At 43.7% G+C, this 16,085-nt stretch carries 18 protein-coding genes; 16 read left to right on the top strand and 2 right to left on the bottom strand.

Features of this window, described 5'->3' with window-relative positions; translation table 11 throughout:
- Positions 1-157: 157 nt before the first annotated feature.
- On the bottom strand, positions 158-1,642 hold the full coding sequence (locus PCY11_RS08850) for a DUF1846 domain-containing protein (protein ID WP_021154294.1): 1,485 nt from the start codon (positions 1,640-1,642) through the stop codon (positions 158-160).
- 245 nt (positions 1,643-1,887) lie between these two features.
- Positions 1,888-2,952, bottom strand: coding sequence for a glutamyl aminopeptidase (gene pepA, locus PCY11_RS08845; protein WP_014712788.1), 1,065 nt, complete (start codon positions 2,950-2,952; stop codon positions 1,888-1,890).
- 142 nt (positions 2,953-3,094) lie between these two features.
- On the opposite strand from pepA, the gene PCY11_RS08840 reads away from it, so the two are divergent.
- The 16 genes from PCY11_RS08840 to PCY11_RS08765 all read left to right on the top strand — a co-directional run bounded on the left by PCY11_RS08840 (position 3,095) and on the right by PCY11_RS08765 (position 16,062).
- On the top strand, positions 3,095-3,385 hold the full coding sequence (locus PCY11_RS08840; RefSeq protein WP_003004245.1) for a DUF4651 domain-containing protein: 291 nt from the start codon (positions 3,095-3,097) through the stop codon (positions 3,383-3,385).
- Positions 3,382-3,699, top strand: a complete 318-nt coding sequence (locus tag PCY11_RS08835; protein WP_003009797.1) for a thioredoxin family protein — start codon at positions 3,382-3,384, stop codon at positions 3,697-3,699. The genes PCY11_RS08840 and PCY11_RS08835 overlap by 4 nt, the downstream gene beginning before the upstream one ends.
- A gap of 9 nt (positions 3,700-3,708) precedes the next feature.
- Positions 3,709-4,335 carry a YtpR family tRNA-binding protein gene (ytpR, locus tag PCY11_RS08830; RefSeq protein ID WP_003009800.1) on the top strand — a complete coding sequence of 209 codons (627 nt, stop codon included), beginning with the start codon at positions 3,709-3,711 and terminating at the stop codon, positions 4,333-4,335.
- 101 nt (positions 4,336-4,436) lie between these two features.
- Entirely contained in the window at positions 4,437-4,832 is a 396-nt protein-coding gene (locus PCY11_RS08825; RefSeq protein WP_003004675.1) for a single-stranded DNA-binding protein, read from the top strand.
- Positions 4,833-5,020: 188 nt separating this feature from the next.
- Entirely contained in the window at positions 5,021-6,004 is a 984-nt protein-coding gene (locus PCY11_RS08820; protein WP_003009806.1) for a substrate-binding domain-containing protein, read from the top strand.
- A complete protein-coding gene (locus PCY11_RS08815) occupies positions 6,004-7,320 on the top strand; it encodes a sensor histidine kinase (RefSeq protein ID WP_003009809.1) in 1,317 nt (438 codons plus the stop codon). The genes PCY11_RS08820 and PCY11_RS08815 overlap by 1 nt, the downstream gene beginning before the upstream one ends.
- Positions 7,321-7,325: 5 nt before the next feature.
- Positions 7,326-8,009: a response regulator transcription factor gene (locus tag PCY11_RS08810; RefSeq protein WP_037585171.1), complete on the top strand. Its 684-nt coding sequence runs from the start codon at positions 7,326-7,328 to the stop codon at positions 8,007-8,009.
- Positions 8,006-9,304 (top strand): ABC transporter substrate-binding protein, encoded by a 1,299-nt coding sequence (locus PCY11_RS08805; protein WP_070845878.1) that lies wholly within the window; start codon positions 8,006-8,008, stop codon positions 9,302-9,304. Before PCY11_RS08810 ends, PCY11_RS08805 begins: the two co-directional genes overlap by 4 nt.
- Before the next feature lie 140 nt (positions 9,305-9,444).
- A complete protein-coding gene (locus tag PCY11_RS08800; RefSeq protein ID WP_070845876.1) occupies positions 9,445-9,882 on the top strand; it encodes a PTS sugar transporter subunit IIA in 438 nt (145 codons plus the stop codon).
- Positions 9,883-9,896: 14 nt separating this feature from the next.
- On the top strand, positions 9,897-10,391 hold the full coding sequence (locus tag PCY11_RS08795; protein ID WP_000261775.1) for a PTS sugar transporter subunit IIB: 495 nt from the start codon (positions 9,897-9,899) through the stop codon (positions 10,389-10,391).
- Positions 10,392-10,447: 56 nt separating this feature from the next.
- Complete coding sequence (locus PCY11_RS08790; RefSeq protein ID WP_014712796.1) at positions 10,448-11,290, top strand: PTS sugar transporter subunit IIC; 843 nt, start codon at positions 10,448-10,450, stop codon at positions 11,288-11,290.
- Positions 11,274-12,128, top strand: a complete 855-nt coding sequence (locus PCY11_RS08785) for a PTS system mannose/fructose/sorbose family transporter subunit IID (RefSeq protein WP_037585172.1) — start codon at positions 11,274-11,276, stop codon at positions 12,126-12,128. Before PCY11_RS08790 ends, PCY11_RS08785 begins: the two co-directional genes overlap by 17 nt.
- A 98-nt stretch (positions 12,129-12,226) precedes the next feature.
- Entirely contained in the window at positions 12,227-12,520 is a 294-nt protein-coding gene (locus PCY11_RS08780) for a hypothetical protein (protein WP_003004348.1), read from the top strand.
- A gap of 129 nt (positions 12,521-12,649) precedes the next feature.
- Positions 12,650-12,931, top strand: coding sequence for a co-chaperone GroES (gene groES / locus PCY11_RS08775; protein WP_070845874.1), 282 nt, complete (start codon positions 12,650-12,652; stop codon positions 12,929-12,931).
- Positions 12,932-12,952: 21 nt separating this feature from the next.
- On the top strand, positions 12,953-14,578 hold the full coding sequence (gene groL / locus PCY11_RS08770) for a chaperonin GroEL (RefSeq protein WP_070845872.1): 1,626 nt from the start codon (positions 12,953-12,955) through the stop codon (positions 14,576-14,578).
- Positions 14,579-15,327: 749 nt separating this feature from the next.
- Positions 15,328-16,062 carry a response regulator transcription factor gene (locus tag PCY11_RS08765; protein ID WP_070448909.1) on the top strand — a complete coding sequence of 245 codons (735 nt, stop codon included), beginning with the start codon at positions 15,328-15,330 and terminating at the stop codon, positions 16,060-16,062.
- Positions 16,063-16,085: the final 23 nt, after the last annotated feature.

Raw genomic sequence — 16,085 nt, 5'->3', positions numbered from 1 at the left:
AAGCTCTTTGAAGCTTCTCCCTTGTTTTCTAAGTTCATAGACCTGAACTTTATCTTCATAAGTTAATTTCATTATAAAACACCCCAAAAGTTAGATTTTTTCTGTCTAACTTTTGGGGTGCAGTTCAATTCGAGGGATTGTTTTTGTTTGTCTGAGTTTATTTACGATACAAGCGATCGTATTGGTAGACAGGGTCCATAGTGACGTTGATACCGAGCTTGCGAAGGACATTCTTGTCTTCGTCTGTCAGCATCACGGTTGAGTGGGCTTCACTGCCTTTCAACTTGCCTAATTCTTGCATAGCAAGCTTAGCGTCTTCATTGGTCATAGCTGTAATGGCCAGGGCAATGAGGATTTCGTTCGAGTGAAGACGAGGATTGCGGCTACCCAAATGATTGATCTTCAAGCCTTGGATAGGTTGGACGTATTCTGGCTCGATTAATTTGGTTTCTTTATCAATATGCGCCAATTTCTTGATCGCATTGATTAAGAGGGCTGCGGTTGGGCCAAAGAGATCGGAGGTTTTTCCGGTTACCATCTCGCCGTTTGGCAATTCAAGGGCCAAGGCTGGCTCCCCTGTTTCTTCTTCTTTCTGACGAGCAAGAACAGTCACTTTCCGGTCATTTGGAGTAATGCCCAAATCATTCATCAAGAGCTCAATCTTCTTGACAGCTCCTTCACCGACGCGTTCAGCTTTGACATCCAAGATGGTTTGGTAATAGCGACGGATGATTTCTTGTTGGGAAGCTTCAATCGCAGCGTCATTGTCCACAATGGCAAAGCCAACCATGTTGACGCCCATGTCTGTTGGAGAAGCGTAAGGAGAGGTTCCTAAGATGCGTTCCAACATGCGCTTCAAGACAGGGAAGATTTCGATATCGCGGTTGTAATTGACCGTTGTTTCTCCGTAGGTTTGGAGGTGGAAGGGATCGATCATATTGACATCGTCTAGATCTGCAGTCGCTGCTTCATAAGCCAAGTTGACTGGGTGGTGCAAAGGAAGATTCCATACTGGGAAGGTTTCAAACTTGGCATAACCTGATTTGATCCCATTTAATTGGTCATGGTACATATTGGACATACAAGTTGCCAGCTTACCAGAACCAGGTCCAGGAGCTGTCACAACGACCAAATTGCGGCTAGTCTTGATGTAGTCATTTTTCCCCATCCCTTCAGGAGAGATGATGTGGTCCATATCGGTCGGATAGCCCTTGATCGGATAGTGGAGATAAGAGGCGATCCCGCTCTTGTCCAGTTGTTTGCGAAAGGCATCTGCTGCAGCTTGTCCAGCATATTGGGTGATGACGACAGAGCCTACAAAGATCCCCAATTCATTGAATTTGTCGATCAAGCGTAGCACTTCTTGGTCATAAGAAATTCCTAGATCCCCACGGGCTTTTGAGTGCTCAATGTTGTTGGCGTTGATGGCAATGACAATTTCCACCTGGTCGCGCAATTCTTGGAGCAACTTGATCTTATTGTCTGGTTCGTATCCAGGGAGGACACGAGCAGCGTGGAAGTCTTCTAACATCTTACCACCAAATTCAAGGTAGAGCTTGCCATCGAATTGGTTGATCCGCTCAATAATGTGGTCACGTTGCAAGTTCAAATACTTTTCAGAACTAAAAGCTTGTTTTTTCATGTAAAACTCCTGTATATAAGGGAAGGGTCTGCCTCACAAATCCAAGGATGAGTGTTCCGTTCCCTACCATTTCATTCTTTCATATTATATCAGAAAACAGATGGAAGATAAAATATTCTAAGATACTTTCCTAAGGGGAGTGTGGATGCCAAAGGGTTTAATGGTGACTCACGCTGGAAAGTTTCAAAGAGAACCTTGTTTTCCCCCTAAAAAAGCCCCTTACGGGGCTTCGTGATAGATGTTGTTTAATAGTGTTTGATCAAATCAACTGTAGAACGATCCAATTTCTTAACCAATGCTTGCAAGAAGGCTTGTGCTTGCAAGAAATCATCCATGGCATAGAGGGTTTGGTGAGAGTGGATGTAACGTGCACAGACACCAATGGTTGTTGATGGGACTCCGCCATTCTTCAAGTGTGCTGCACCTGCATCGGTACCACCTTTGGCACAATAGTATTGGAATTTGATGCCCGCTTCTTCAGCAGTAGTGAGCAAGAAATCTTTCATATTTGGTAGCATGATGTGACCTGGATCGTAGAAGCGAAGCAGTGTTCCTTCCCCAATCGCACCTTGGTCTCCAAAGACATCAGCTGCTGGCGAACAGTCTACAGCAAGGAAGATTTCAGGATCAAATTTAGTGGTTGAAGTGTGAGCTCCACGAAGTCCCACTTCTTCTTGAACGTTGGCCCCTACATAGAGTTCGTTGTTTAAGGCTTGTCCAGAAAGGCTCTTAGCCAATTCGCTGACCATCAAGACGCCGTAGCGGTTATCCCATGCTTTGGAGATGACGTTTTTACCATTAGCAGTGAGAATCGCAGAGCTATCTGGGACCAAGGTATCTCCAGGACGAACCCCATAGCTTTCAGCTTCGGCTTTAGAGCTAAAGCCTGCATCAAAGACGATGTCACTAATGGCAGGTACGGTTGGTCCACCTGTTCCACGTGTCAAATGAGGAGGAACAGATCCTGAAATAGCAGGGTATTCACGTCCGTCACGTGTAAAGAGTTTGAAGCGTTGGCTGCTGACGACCATCGGATTCCAACCTCCGATTGGGACAACACGGAAAGTTCCGTCAGCTTTGATTTCGCTGATCATAAAACCAACTTCGTCCATGTGAGCAGCTACTAAGATACGAGGTGCATCGGCAGCTGTTGAATGTTTGACCCCAAAGATCCCACCGAGACCATCTGTCACGATTTCGTCCACATGAGGGGTCAATTGTTGGCGCAAATAATCCCGTACAGGAGCTTCATGACCTGAGATAGCAGGGATTTCAGTTACTTCTTTGATTTTAGAAAATAAATCAGTCATAGGTTACCTTCTTTCTGATGCTATTTTAACACTTTTTCTACAAGGATGGTAGCGTTATTATGGAAATCAATCTCAAAAAGCAGAGGGAGAGATCCAGCCTAGACCGTTGTCCCTCTGCTTATTTTGTGTTACAATAGGCACTATGAAAGCTAAAAAAATTATTTTGTCTAGTCTGGCTGTAGCAAGTGCAGGAGCTCTTGCGGCCGGTGTTTATAAAATCGCCAAAGATCAAAAGCGTCTCCGTACCCAAGAAGAGTTGGTAGCAGAAGTACGGGAGCAAATGGAAGCCATGGGGACGATTGCGACCCTGTATGTGGAACTCTACGAGTCTAGTGAAGAACGCTTAGTAGGAGGCGTCATTTTTGAAGATGAGCGCCATTACCGCTTTGTCTATGAGGACGGTCTCTTGCATTATGAAGAGGAAAAACTATGATTACACCAAATTCTCTAGAAGAAATTGCTTCTTATGTAGAGCAAGATGGCAAGAAAGTGTTTGTCTTTTCAGCAGATTGGTGTGGGGATTGTCGTTACCTCAAGCCTTTTTTGCCGGAGATTGAAGCTGAAAATCCCGAATTTACCTTTATCTTGATTGACCGAGATGCCTATATGGATCTGGCGAAAGTCTGGGATGTTTATGGGATCCCAAGTTTGGTGGTTCTGGAAAAGGATAAGGAAATCGGTCGGTTTGTCAATCGGGATCGAAAAACCAAGGCGCAGCTTACAGCATTCTTAGCAGGATTAAAATAGGAGAAAAACATGATTGTAACATACAACAAAGAACAAGTCGGCGATGTCTTGATGCTGACCTTGAAAAATAGTGGAGAAGCAAAGCTCGCGGTGGAGAGAAAAGGAAAAGTGGCTCGCGTTTACCGTGAGGACAAGCAAGAAACCGTTGCCTGGAATATTTTTGATGCCTCATCTTTCTTCGCCATCGAAGGCAAGGGCCAAGTCTTTTTGACAGATGAGCAAGTAGCTCGTTTGAATCAAGAATTGGAAAGAGAAGGCTTCGCAGAACGTTTGGTCAATGATCGGGAACCAAAATTTGTGGTGGGAGAAATCCTTGAAATGGTAGCCCATCCAGATAGTGACCACTTGAATATCTGCCAAGTAGCAGTTGGACCAGATAAGACGGTTCAGATCGTAGCTGGAGCTCCAAATGCGCGAGTGGGTCTCAAGACCATTGTCGCTCTTCCAGGTGCCATGATGCCGGATGGTAGCTTGATTTTCCCAGGGGCCCTTCGTGGAGAAAAAAGCTATGGGATGATGTGCAGTCCGCGCGAATTGCACTTGCCAAATGCTCCTCAAAAACGAGGCATTATTGAATTGGATGACGCAGAAGTAGCAGGGACACCTTTTGATCCTGCTCGTCACTGGCACGAATAAAGAGAAGAATCTAGGATGTTTTGGATCCTAGATTTTTTTGATTTTGGTTTGTCACCTCCATTTTTTGAAATTTTTTCGAATAAATAGATAGGAGGTAAATGATGTATAATAAAGTTATTTTAATCGGTCGCCTAGTAGCGGCCCCAGAATTGCATAAAACCAGCACAGACAAATCCGTTGCCCGAGTGACCGTTGCGGTCAATCGTCGCTACAAGGACCAAAACGGGGAGCGAGAGACTGATTTTGTCAATGTCGTTGTCTGGGGGAAATTGGCTGAAACCATGGCTAGTTATGCTAGCAAAGGGAGCCTGATCTCTTTGGATGGAGAGATTCGGACGCGCCGCTACGAGAAAAATGGCGTCATGCAGTATGTGACAGAGGTCCTCTGCCAAAGTTTTCAGTTGCTAGAGAGCCGCGCTCAGCGAGCGATGCGTGAAAATGGTGGAACGGGAGATTTAGCCGATATCATCTTAGAAGAGGAAGATCTTCCCTTTTAGGATCAAAAAAGAAAGCTGGTTCGTTTATAGACCAGCTTTTTTGATACTTGCTAGGGATTTTATTCGGGAACGACTCTTTTAAAAATAAATCAAAAATATGCATCTGTACAATAAAAGCCAGCACTTTTCTTGAAAAAGTAGTAAAATAAAGTAATATATATTCAAAATTTTCAGAAAAGGAACGGAGTTTGAAGAGGAAAGAAGAAAGAAAAGAACTGTTAAAATGGCTGATAAAACGGGTTCTACTGGTGATTCCAGTGGCCTGCCTCCTCTTGTGGATCTATGCCGTTTGTCAAACCAGTAGCATCAAGGATCAGACCAAGATTGGTGTCACCTATATGACCATGAACAATGAGTTCTATAAAAGTATTCATTCGGAAATTAGTCGGATTGCCGATGAGAGAGGGGCTCTTGTATCTGTTCGAGATCCGGAATTGGATGAAAAAAGGCAGAGCCAGCAGATCGATGATTTTTGCGCTCAAAAAGTAAATGTGATTGTGATTAATCCGGTCAAAGGGGATAGTCAGCCGATTTTAAGGGCTCTTAAAAAAGCTAGAAAACAAGGAATTAAGATCATTGCAGTTGATACCCAGCTCAAGCATTTTAAGCCGGATGCCAGCATTGTCTCCGACAACTACCAAGCAGGAGTCTTGATTGCGAAAGAGTTGATGAAACGCTCTTCAAATGCTCGGATCCTTCTCTTGGAGCACAAAGGGACTGTTTCGGCAGATACGCGGATTCAGGGATTTAAGGATACCATCAAAGGACATGGGTCTTATCAGATCATCTCGGAACTAGAAACCAAGGGGCAGACGGAGATCGCCATGCCAGCTGTCCGTAAGTTCTTGCAGTCAGGGGGGAATGTCGATACTCTAGTCTCCTTGAATGACCGCTCGGCTATAGGAGCTTTAGCGGCGATCAAGGAGCAAGGAATCACCCATCCCATTGCGATCTATGGGATTGATGGCTCACCAGATATGAAAGCCTTGCTACACTCGACAGATGATGTCGTAGGAACCGTTGCCCAGTCTCCGTTGAAGATGGGAGACCGCGTGATGGAGGTCATCCAAGATATGGCTGATGGGAAGAGCTACCAAAAAGAAATAACCATTCCGGTTCAGATGATGACAAAGGAAAACATCGATCAATTTGATGTGAATGGGTGGCAGTAATGAGAAAATTTAGAGGTGTGAGATACAGTTTGGCCATTCTGATGGTCGTGAATTTTATCGCTGTGATGCTCAACAGTATCATCTATCTTCAAGCAACCAATTATATCATTGCTCAACGACAAGCTTCCCTATTAGTAGAACGCTTAGAGCGCATTCCTTTTGCGCCCTCTACAACTTTTTGGTTGTCTGCACTCTTATTTGCTGGGATTGCCTTGATTTCCATGAGTCGTTATCGGTCTCAAACGAGTCGATGGTCCATTTTTGATAAGTGGAACATTCTGGAGATCCTCCTGATGTTGCTCTTGATGTGGGTCCAAAATGTAGCTTATAACGGGCTCATTCTCTTGGTTTTTGCGGATATCTTCTATGGTTCCAAAGAGTTGAATACCAAGCGAGACCGCAAGTATTGGTTTGCTTTTATCCTAGTAAGTTTCTTGATGCTTCTTGTGACCAATTCAGACGTCTTTTCGCTTTTCTTTCCGATTCCTTCTCTGGATGTCTATATTCATTTTTATCCTGCCTCCATTCGGATTCTGGCCTTTTTCTTGAAGAATTCCCTCTATGCCTTGAATATGGTGCTCTTCATTATTTCGCTTTTGTTCTATATTATGAATGTTCTTGCGGAAAACCACGAAGTAGAAGAAGAGTTGGCCATGGTTTCGAAGGTCAATACGGAGTTGAACAACTATATGGCCTTGTCTGAGAAGATTGCAGAGGATCGGGAGCGCAAGCGGATTGCTCGGGAAATTCACGATACCTTGGGACACGCGCTAACAGGGATCTCAGCAGGTTTAGATGCTGTCGGAGTCTTGATTGATATCGATCCCAATCGGGCAAAAGAGCAGGTGAAAAGTGTTTCAGAAGTGGTTCGTGAAGGAATCCAGGATGTGAGAGGCTCTCTCAACCGCCTCCGTCCAGGTGCCCTTGAGGGACGAACCCTCAAAGATGCTTTAGAAAAGATGATCCGCGAGTACCAGACGCTCTCCAACTTGCAGGTTGATTTACGCTATGAATGGGTCGATGTCGATATGGACGTCATGATTGAAGATACGATCTTTCGTGTGATCCAAGAGTCTATGACCAATGCGGTTCGCCACGGTCATGCCAGTCAGATGAGCCTTCATTTTTTTGAGGATAAAGAAAATTACCTGATTGAGTTGCAGGACAATGGGGTTGGATTTGAAACCTTGACCTATGGCTATGGGCTCAAGCAGATGATGGAGCGTATTTCCATCCTAGGAGGACAGCTTCAATTTGAAAGTCGCGATGGATTTTTCACGCGCGTCAGTTTACCGAAATATAAAGAAGGGAGATAGAGATGGTGATAAAAGTAATGGTAGCAGATGACCAGGCCTTGATTCGAGAATCTCTGAAAATTATTTTGTCAGCCCACCCCGATATTGAAGTGGTGGCCACAGTGGAAGATGGGAATCACGTCTTGTCGAGCATTCCACAGACACATCCTGACCTGATCTTAATGGATATTCGGATGCCAGGCATGGATGGGGTCTTGGCGACAAAAGAAGTCAAAGAGCACTATCCGGATATCAAAATTATTATTTTAACGACCTTTGATGATGATGAATTTATCTATAGTGCACTCAAGTATGGTGCTTCAGGTTATCTTTTAAAGGGAGCCTCGACAGAGGAACTCTATGAAGCGATTAAGGTGGTGTATCAAGGCGGAGCCATGATCAACCCGAATATCGCTAGTAAAGTCTTTCAAATTTTCTCACAAATGGCCAAGACCAACTTCTCTATTGCTGTGGATGAGGACAATGTCAAGGATTTGAGCACGACGGAATGGCGCATTATCCAAGAAGTCGGCTATGGGGAGTCTAATAAAGAAATTGCGGCTAAACTTTTCTTATCAGAAGGAACCGTGCGCAATTACTTATCAACAATTTTGGCGAAATTAAACCTACGAGATCGAACGCAATTAGCGATCTGGTCAGTCCAAACAGGAGTGACGAGACGTGATTTTTCTAAAGGAAATACAGAATGAAATTGAAGCGAAAGCATCTTTGTTGGGGGATCGGCCTCCTTGTTGTGCTCTGTGCGAGCGCGGGTTTTTATTGGTGGAAACAGCAACCGACCGTCCTCCATATCGGCGTTTATGCAGGTTCTAGCTGGGATGTGCCGACCAGTCAACGTTCCCATGCCTTGGATCGTGCGATTCAAAAATTTGAAAAATCCCATCCCCACGTTCGTGTAGAGTATGAAAATGGGATTCCTCAGTCGGATTATTCTGACTGGCTTTCCGAAAAGATTGTCTCAGGAAAGACGCCAGATGTGTTTATGGTCTCTGAGCAAGATCTTTCCTTATTAGCAGCGCGAGGCGTATTAGAAAAGTTAAACGGCTATATGGATCGAAAAGATCAAGCTGCCTTTTATCCCGTTGCCTTTGAATCCGGTGTCTATCAGGGGCAAACCTATGCCTTACCTTATGAAAGCAATCCGATTTTGATGTGTGTCAATAAAGATCTCTTGGATAAAGAAGGTATCGCGGTTCCCAAAGAAGGCTGGACCCTTGAAGAGTTCTATACGATTTGCAAGAAACTAACCAAAGATACCAATGGGGATGGGCAATTGGACCAATTTGGGAGTACAGAATACACCTGGAAAGAAGCCTTGGCGGCAAATGGAGGTCATCTCTTCCAAGGAGGCATGCTCAAGCTGACAGCTCCAGAAGTCAAAGAATCTTTGACTTTTCTGCAAAAATTGGAAGATCTAAATAAAAATTACAAGGTGAGCTCTAAAGATTTTGACCAGGGGAAAGTCGCCTTCTATCCCATGACCTTGGCCCAATATCGGACCTATAAACCTTATCCTTACCACGTTTCTAAATATTCAAACTTCACCTGGACCTGTATCCCGATGCCTGCTAAGTCAAAAACGACCAAGGCAACCTTGGTCACAACGACTTCTTTTGCTATGTCAGCTCGAAGTTCTCATTCCAAGTTGGCTTGGGAACTGATGCAAGTTTTGACAGAGGATCCAGACATTCAACAAACCCTCTTTGCCCAATCCCAAGGGATCTCCGTCATGCCACAGGTCGTCAAGAGTCGCTCTAGTAAAGACCTCCTGCAGGTAGATGATTTTGGGACGGATTCCTTGACCAATCAGACCTTGAACCGCATCATGGAACAAGCTGTTGAAAGTAGCCCGAAAAATGTCTCAAAAGAGCTGTTAGAAAAGTTAGATTACTTGATTGGCAATGCCTTGCGCGATCAAGATGTTGAGAACCGCTTGCCTCAAATTCAGAGGGAGATTGAAAGTAGTCTACAGGTAGGAGTTTAGAGTAAAATAAGATGGCATTTTGTCAAGTGACAGATGTCATTTTTTTATTGCTAAATGTCATATTGGGAATGTGACATTTGACAATGTAAAAGCGCTTTCAAATAGTCTACAATAGAGTCAAATAAAGGAGGCGTAGCAAAATGAAATACCTCATTTTGGTCAGTCATGGTGGACTGGCAGAAGGTCTAAAAACATCACTAGCCATGTTTGCTGGTGACAAGTTGGATCAGGTCATCGCAGTTGGACTCAAAGAAGGAAAATCGGTCGATGACTTCGCAGTTGATTTCAGAGAGAGCATTTCAGGATTGACAGCTGATGATTCTGTTTTGGTCTTGGCAGATATCGTAGGTGGTAGTCCATTAACCACTGCAGCCACGGTTCTAGAAGAAGCTGGAAAGCTCGATGGAGCCTTGATCCTTGGTGGGATGAACCTCACCATGGCCTTGACGGCAGTTGTGATGAAGGATGTGTTGGATGGAGACGAATTGTCAGCCACCATCTTATCAGAAGCACGATCTGCACTACAGCCTTTTGAAGTTTCAGCCACTGGTGCTGAAGAAGATGATGACGATATTTAATAGGGAGGTACCTTATGGTAGTAACATTTGTACGGATTGATGACCGCATGATTCACGGTCAGACAGTCACACGCTGGGCAAAGGAAAAACCATGTGATGGTTTGATTGCCGTAAACGATGCAGCAGCATCAAACAAGGTTTTGATCCAAGCTTACAAAGGCGCATCAGACAAGAAAACCTTTGTATGGACAAAGGAAGCCTTTAAGGAAAAATCAGCAAAAGTAACAGAATCAGATAGTCGTTACTTCTTGATCACCAAAAATCCAATCGATATGAAGGAAATTTTGGTCGACCAAGGGTTTGTCCCAGGTGATGTTAAAGAAATCATTGTTGGCCCTGCAAATGATCGTCCTGGAGCTGTGAAATTGGGAAATAACCAATCCATCACTCAGGAAGAAGCAGAAGCCTTCCAAGCCATTCAAGCAGCAGGCTACAAGGTGAAATTCCAATTGTTGCCAGATGTTTCCATCGGGTATTGGGATGATTTCAAATCAAAATTTGGTTTTTAAAACTAACAGTCCTATCTGTTAGGTAAATATATTTACAAACAAAAGGAGCGTTTGTTATGACAATTTCATGGATTCAAGCAATCTTGCTTGGTATTTTCGCCAGCTTGTCTTCAATGCCTGGTATGGGGGGTTCCAGTATCGGGAACTATACACTCGGTCGTCCTTTGATCGGTGGGTTGATTTCAGGTTTAATTCTTGGAGATGTGACAACTGGTATTATGGTCGGGGTTGCCCTTCAAGTCGTTTATATCGCCTTGGTAACACCTGGTGGTACCGTATCTGCCGATGTGCGTGCCATCTCTTACATTGGTGTTCCTCTTGCTATCTTGTTTGTGCATGCCAATAACATCACAGATGAAGCAGGAATCGCCGCAGCTGCAGCTCCAATCGGTGCAGCCGTTGGGACAATCGGTACAGTTCTTTTCTACGGTACCGCTACTATGAACTTGGTATGGCAACACATTGGTTGGAAAGCCGTTGAAGAAGGAAACTTCAAAAAACTCTACGCAGTTGACTGGGTTTACCCTTGGATCTCTCACTTCCTCTTCTCTTTCCTTCCAACAATGATTATCACCAAATACGGTGAAAACATGGTTGATTTGATGAAACAATACCTTCCTATGGATGGTTACTGGATGAAAGCCCTCTTTACAGTCGGTGCTCTTCTCCCATGTGTCGGTATTGCCATCTTGTTGAAACAAATTGTTACAGAAGCAACTGACTTCATTCCATTCTTTGTTGGATTTACCTTGGCAAAATCTCTCGGATTGAACTTGGTATCCAGTGCTGTTGTTTCATTAATCTTTGCAGTAATCTACTATGAACTTGAAGTGATCAAATCGATGAAAGCTGCTCCAGCCGGAGTGGTGGACCTAGACGATGATGAGGAGGATATTTAAAATGGCTGATAGAAAGAAAATTTCAAAGAAAACATTAGCAAAAGCATTCCATCATTGGTATTATGGTCATTTGACTTGTTTCTCTCAAGAACATATGCAAACCTTCGGGTACTTGACTTCTATGCTTCCAATCGTAGAAGAAATGTATGACACAAAAGAAGAACAAAAGGATGCTATGCAAACCTATACGGCCTTCTTCAACACTGAACCACAACTTGGATCTCTTGTTGTAGGGATCACAGCTGGTTTGGAAGAAGCGCGTGCAAACGGAGATGCAGTGGATGGCGAAACCATCAACGGTATGCGTGCCGGTTTGATGGGACCAATCGCTGGTATTGGTGACTCATTGGTTGTTGGTACCTTGATCCCAGTTCTCTTGGGGATTGCCCTTGGACTTTCTAAAGGTGGTAACGTCGCTGGTGCCCTCTTCTACATCGTCGTATGGAACCTCTTAGTCTACTTTGGTATGCGCTTTGCCTTCTTCAAAGGTTACCAATTAGGGGATAAAGCCGTTGAATTCCTTGTAGGACCAAAAGGACAAGCTCTTCGTAAAGCGATCAGCGTCGTCGGTGGTATGGTTATCGGTGCCGTAGCAGCTACTTGGGTATCTGTTACAACAGCCCTTCAATTCAAGAATTCTGAAGGAAAAGTCTTCTTGAACATCCAAGAAAAGATCGATGGTGTTTATCCAGGTCTCTTGACAGCAGCCTTCATCACTCTTTGCTGGTGGTTGATGTCTAAGAAAAAAATTTCACCAAACAAAGTTATGTTACTTCTCGTTGTAGTTGCTTTGATCGGTGTTGCCCTTGGTATCTTTGACCCACATCTTAAATACTAAGGTAAAAAAACGAATTTGCTAGTAGGAGTTTTTGAGAATGAAGTGAATGGACCTCCTTTACTTGCACTTCATTCTCAATTTTTATCAGGAGGAATCCCATGGTTACAAAACAAGAACTTGTCAATGGATATGAAACAGAAATCAAGTACCAACGCCACATGCTTGAAAACCTTGGTCGTTGGTTCAGCTTACTCTTTATCATTGCCAGTATTGGTGTGGTATTGATCTATCTCTTTCACAAAAGTTTCCTCCCACTCTTGATCCTCGGGATTTTACTAGCCTTGGTTGGAATTTTAGGCATGATTGTTTTTGGATATGGCATCTACCGCGGGCGGATCAATCTTCAAAAAGTGATCGACGATTTCAATCAAAAATTGACAATTTTAAATTGATATTTTAGAAACATCTCATCTATTTTTGAGGTGTTTTTTTCTTGACTATTTCTGACCAAGTGATACAATAGAAACATAAGTTAGCACTTACGTATAGAGAGTGCTAAAAACACGTATGGAGGAATGAACATGTTAAAACCATTAGGAGACCGTGTGGTCTTAAAAGTCGAAGAAAAAGAACAGACTGTTGGAGGTTTTGTCCTCGCAAGTGCGAGCAAGGCTGATACAAAAACAGCTGAAGTAGTGGCCGTTGGTGAAGGTGTGCGTACCCTAAGTGGTGAACTCATCGCTCCAGCTGTAAAAGCAGGAGACCATGTTTTGGTTGAAAGCCATGCAGGAATTGAAGTGAAAGATGGGGAAGAAACCTACACCATCGTTGGAACAGCAAACATTCTTGCAATTGTAGAGTAAGAGAGGAAAGAGGTAAGAGAAATGGCAAAAGATATTAAATTTTCATCTGATGCACGTTCTGCAATGGTCCGTGGTGTCGATGTCTTAGCAGATACAGTGAAAGTTACGTTGGGCCCTAAAGGTCGCAATGTGGTTCTTGAAAAATCATTTGGTTCACCTTTGATCACAAATGATGGGGTGACCATCGCAAAAGAAATCGAATTGGAAGACCATTTTGAAAATATGGGTGCCAAATTGGTGTCAGAAGTGGCTTCTAAGACCAATGATATCGCAGGTGACGGTACAACAACCGCAACGGTCTTGACTCAGGCCATCGTCCGTGAAGGGATCAAAAACGTCACTGCAGGTGCTAACCCAATTGGCATCCGCCGTGGGATCGAGACCGCTGTTGCAACAGCAGTAGAATCTTTGAAAAACAATGCGATCCCAGTATCAAGCAAGGAAGCCATTGCTCAAGTAGCTGCTGTGTCTTCTCGTTCTGAAAAAGTCGGTGAGTACATCTCTGAAGCCATGGAAAAAGTTGGTAAAGATGGGGTCATCACGATTGAAGAGTCTCGTGGAATGGAAACAGAACTGGAAGTCGTTGAAGGTATGCAGTTTGACCGTGGTTACCTCTCACAATACATGGTCACAGATAATGAAAAAATGGTGGCAGACCTTGAAAATCCATACATTTTGATCACTGATAAGAAGATTTCAAATATCCAAGAAATCTTGCCATTGTTGGAAAGCATTCTTCAAAGCAACCGTCCACTCTTGATCATCGCAGATGATGTCGATGGCGAAGCTCTTCCAACACTTGTCTTGAACAAGATCCGCGGTACCTTTAATGTCGTAGCTGTCAAGGCACCAGGATTTGGTGATCGCCGCAAAGCCATGCTAGAAGACATTGCCATCTTGACTGGTGGTACAGTCATTACAGACGATCTTGGTTTGGAATTGAAAGATGCAACCATTGAAGCACTTGGTCAAGCAGCTAAAGTGTCAGTCGATAAAGACAGTACTGTCATTGTCGAAGGTTCTGGTAACCCAGAAGCGATCGCTAACCGTGTTGCGGTTATCAAGTCACAAATCGAAACCACAACCTCTGAATTTGACCGTGAAAAATTACAAGAACGTTTGGCTAAATTGTCTGGTGGTGTTGCCGTAATCAAGGTCGGTGCTGCAACAGAAACAGAATTGAAAGAAATGAAACTCCGTATCGAAGATGCCCTTAATGCGACTCGCGCAGCCGTTGAAGAAGGGATCGTTGCCGGAGGTGGTACAGCTCTTGTCAATGTCATCTCTGCAGTCGCAGCCCTTGAATTAGAAGGAGATGAAGCGACCGGACGCAATATCGTTCTTCGTGCCTTGGAAGAGCCGGTGCGCCAAATTGCCCACAATGCCGGTTACGAAGGATCTATTGTGATTGATCGCTTGAAAAATGCCGAAGTCGGAACAGGTTTCAATGCTGCAACAGGTGAATGGGTGAATATGATTGATGCAGGAATCATCGACCCAGTTAAAGTGAGCCGTTCAGCCCTTCAAAACGCCGCTTCCGTAGCGAGTCTGATCTTGACGACCGAAGCAGTCGTAGCCAACAAACCAGAACCAGCAGCCCCAGCAGGACCAGGAATGGATCCAAGCATGATGGGTGGGATGATGTAACCTGATACCAATGATTGGTGCTAAAGCACCGAATCATTGGACGGTAGCCGCTATGTTGCGGCCTACCTAATCATCTTACTAGCTCAAAGGGAGGAAAATATCGTTCCTCCCTTTTCACGTCGTAACCCCTTGGTTAATTTATCAGGTGCATTTATTGTTATGGCAAGCACCATGGTGCCTTGCCGAAGTGTCTTACTAGCTCAAAGGGAGGAAAATATCGTTCCTCCTTTTTTATCGTGCTTTGGAATTTTCATGTGTTGTGGAATAATATTTTTATTTTAAATTTTGTAACAGAAATGATAAATACTAATTAAAGAGGACTTGCGTAGATGCTTGGGAATCAAGCGTTTGTGGTGTTTTCAGGCGGAGGAATATTTGCCAACAAATTGCAATACAAATTAACTGATTTTGTAATAATTCTAGTGTATACTAGTAAGAGTAGATCACAGGTCTACATTGTTGCAAGGGGAGAACTTCCCACATACATGTCTATTGACAATAAAACTTGATCGTAATATCGCTGTTAGTAAAATGAGAGTTTGAACATAGCATAGATTTTATCGACCTTTTTCATATTAAAAAATATTTTTCAAATTCCCCTTGCGCAAGCTCTTCCGGATTCCTCCGGGAGAGTTTTTTGTTTAGGAGAAAAGGTAGAAGGCCTATCAAGTCTCTTTTGAAAGAGTGGCTCAGTAGGCATCATTTATGGTAAAATAGAACATATTCGTAGAGGGGAAGGAGTGAGGACTTTGTTGAAGATTTTTGTGTTAGAAGATGAATGGATCCAACAATCGCGTATCGAAGCGGTCTTGCAGGATCTCATCCGTCAAAAATCCCTGCAGTGCAAAGCGCCAGAAGTGTTTGGGAAGTCAAGCCAGTTGCTGGATGCTGTCACAGAGAGAGGCGCCCATCACCTATTTTTTTTAGATATCGAGATTAAAGGTGAGGAGAAAAAGGGTCTAGAGATCGCAAAAGAGATTCGTAAGAAAGACCCCCATGCGACCATTGTCTTTGTCACCACTCACTCTGAATTCATGCCCATTACCTTTCAGTACAAAGTAGCTGCCTTGGATTTTATCGATAAAACGCTGGGTGAGGAAGAGTTCAGAGAGAGAATCAGCTCAGCCATCGATTATACCTTGGAGCAAGCTGGGACCACGATTGCGCAAGATGCTTTTACATTTGAGAGTGCGATGGCGCGTGTACAAGTTCCCTTTAATAAGATTTTGTATGTTGAAACGTCTCCAACTATTCACAAGGTCATTTTACACACTCAGGATGAGCGCTTGGAATTTTACGCTAGTATTGCCGATATCGAAAAAGCAGATCCCCGCTTGTATCGGTGCCACCGCTCCTTTGTGGTGAATCCACAAAATATTACGAAGATTGATAAAGAAGCCAAGAAAGCTTTTTTTGAAAATGGGGACAATTGCTTGATCTCACGGACCAAGTATAGAGGCTTACTGGAAGCTTTGAAAAAATAGAAGGGAGAAAGAATTGCTGTTAG

The organism is Streptococcus sp. SP8 (assembly GCF_030440045.1).
Taxonomy (GTDB): Bacteria; Bacillota; Bacilli; order Lactobacillales; family Streptococcaceae; genus Streptococcus; species Streptococcus parasanguinis_I.
This window is presented reverse-complemented; position numbering and strand designations above follow the sequence as displayed.

Coding starts and splice junctions, on each gene's coding strand:
- PCY11_RS08850 (WP_021154294.1), bottom strand. CDS start 1,642: ATGAAAAAACAAGCTTTTAGTTCTGAAAAGTATTTGAACTTGCAACGT.
- pepA (WP_014712788.1), bottom strand. CDS start 2,952: ATGACTGATTTATTTTCTAAAATCAAAGAAGTAACTGAAATCCCTGCT.
- PCY11_RS08840 (WP_003004245.1), top strand. CDS start 3,095: ATGAAAGCTAAAAAAATTATTTTGTCTAGTCTGGCTGTAGCAAGTGCA.
- PCY11_RS08835 (WP_003009797.1), top strand. CDS start 3,382: ATGATTACACCAAATTCTCTAGAAGAAATTGCTTCTTATGTAGAGCAA.
- ytpR (WP_003009800.1), top strand. CDS start 3,709: ATGATTGTAACATACAACAAAGAACAAGTCGGCGATGTCTTGATGCTG.
- PCY11_RS08825 (WP_003004675.1), top strand. CDS start 4,437: ATGTATAATAAAGTTATTTTAATCGGTCGCCTAGTAGCGGCCCCAGAA.
- PCY11_RS08815 (WP_003009809.1), top strand. CDS start 6,004: ATGAGAAAATTTAGAGGTGTGAGATACAGTTTGGCCATTCTGATGGTC.
- PCY11_RS08805 (WP_070845878.1), top strand. CDS start 8,006: ATGAAATTGAAGCGAAAGCATCTTTGTTGGGGGATCGGCCTCCTTGTT.
- PCY11_RS08800 (WP_070845876.1), top strand. CDS start 9,445: ATGAAATACCTCATTTTGGTCAGTCATGGTGGACTGGCAGAAGGTCTA.
- PCY11_RS08795 (WP_000261775.1), top strand. CDS start 9,897: ATGGTAGTAACATTTGTACGGATTGATGACCGCATGATTCACGGTCAG.
- PCY11_RS08790 (WP_014712796.1), top strand. CDS start 10,448: ATGACAATTTCATGGATTCAAGCAATCTTGCTTGGTATTTTCGCCAGC.
- PCY11_RS08785 (WP_037585172.1), top strand. CDS start 11,274: ATGAGGAGGATATTTAAAATGGCTGATAGAAAGAAAATTTCAAAGAAA.
- PCY11_RS08780 (WP_003004348.1), top strand. CDS start 12,227: ATGGTTACAAAACAAGAACTTGTCAATGGATATGAAACAGAAATCAAG.
- groES (WP_070845874.1), top strand. CDS start 12,650: ATGTTAAAACCATTAGGAGACCGTGTGGTCTTAAAAGTCGAAGAAAAA.
- groL (WP_070845872.1), top strand. CDS start 12,953: ATGGCAAAAGATATTAAATTTTCATCTGATGCACGTTCTGCAATGGTC.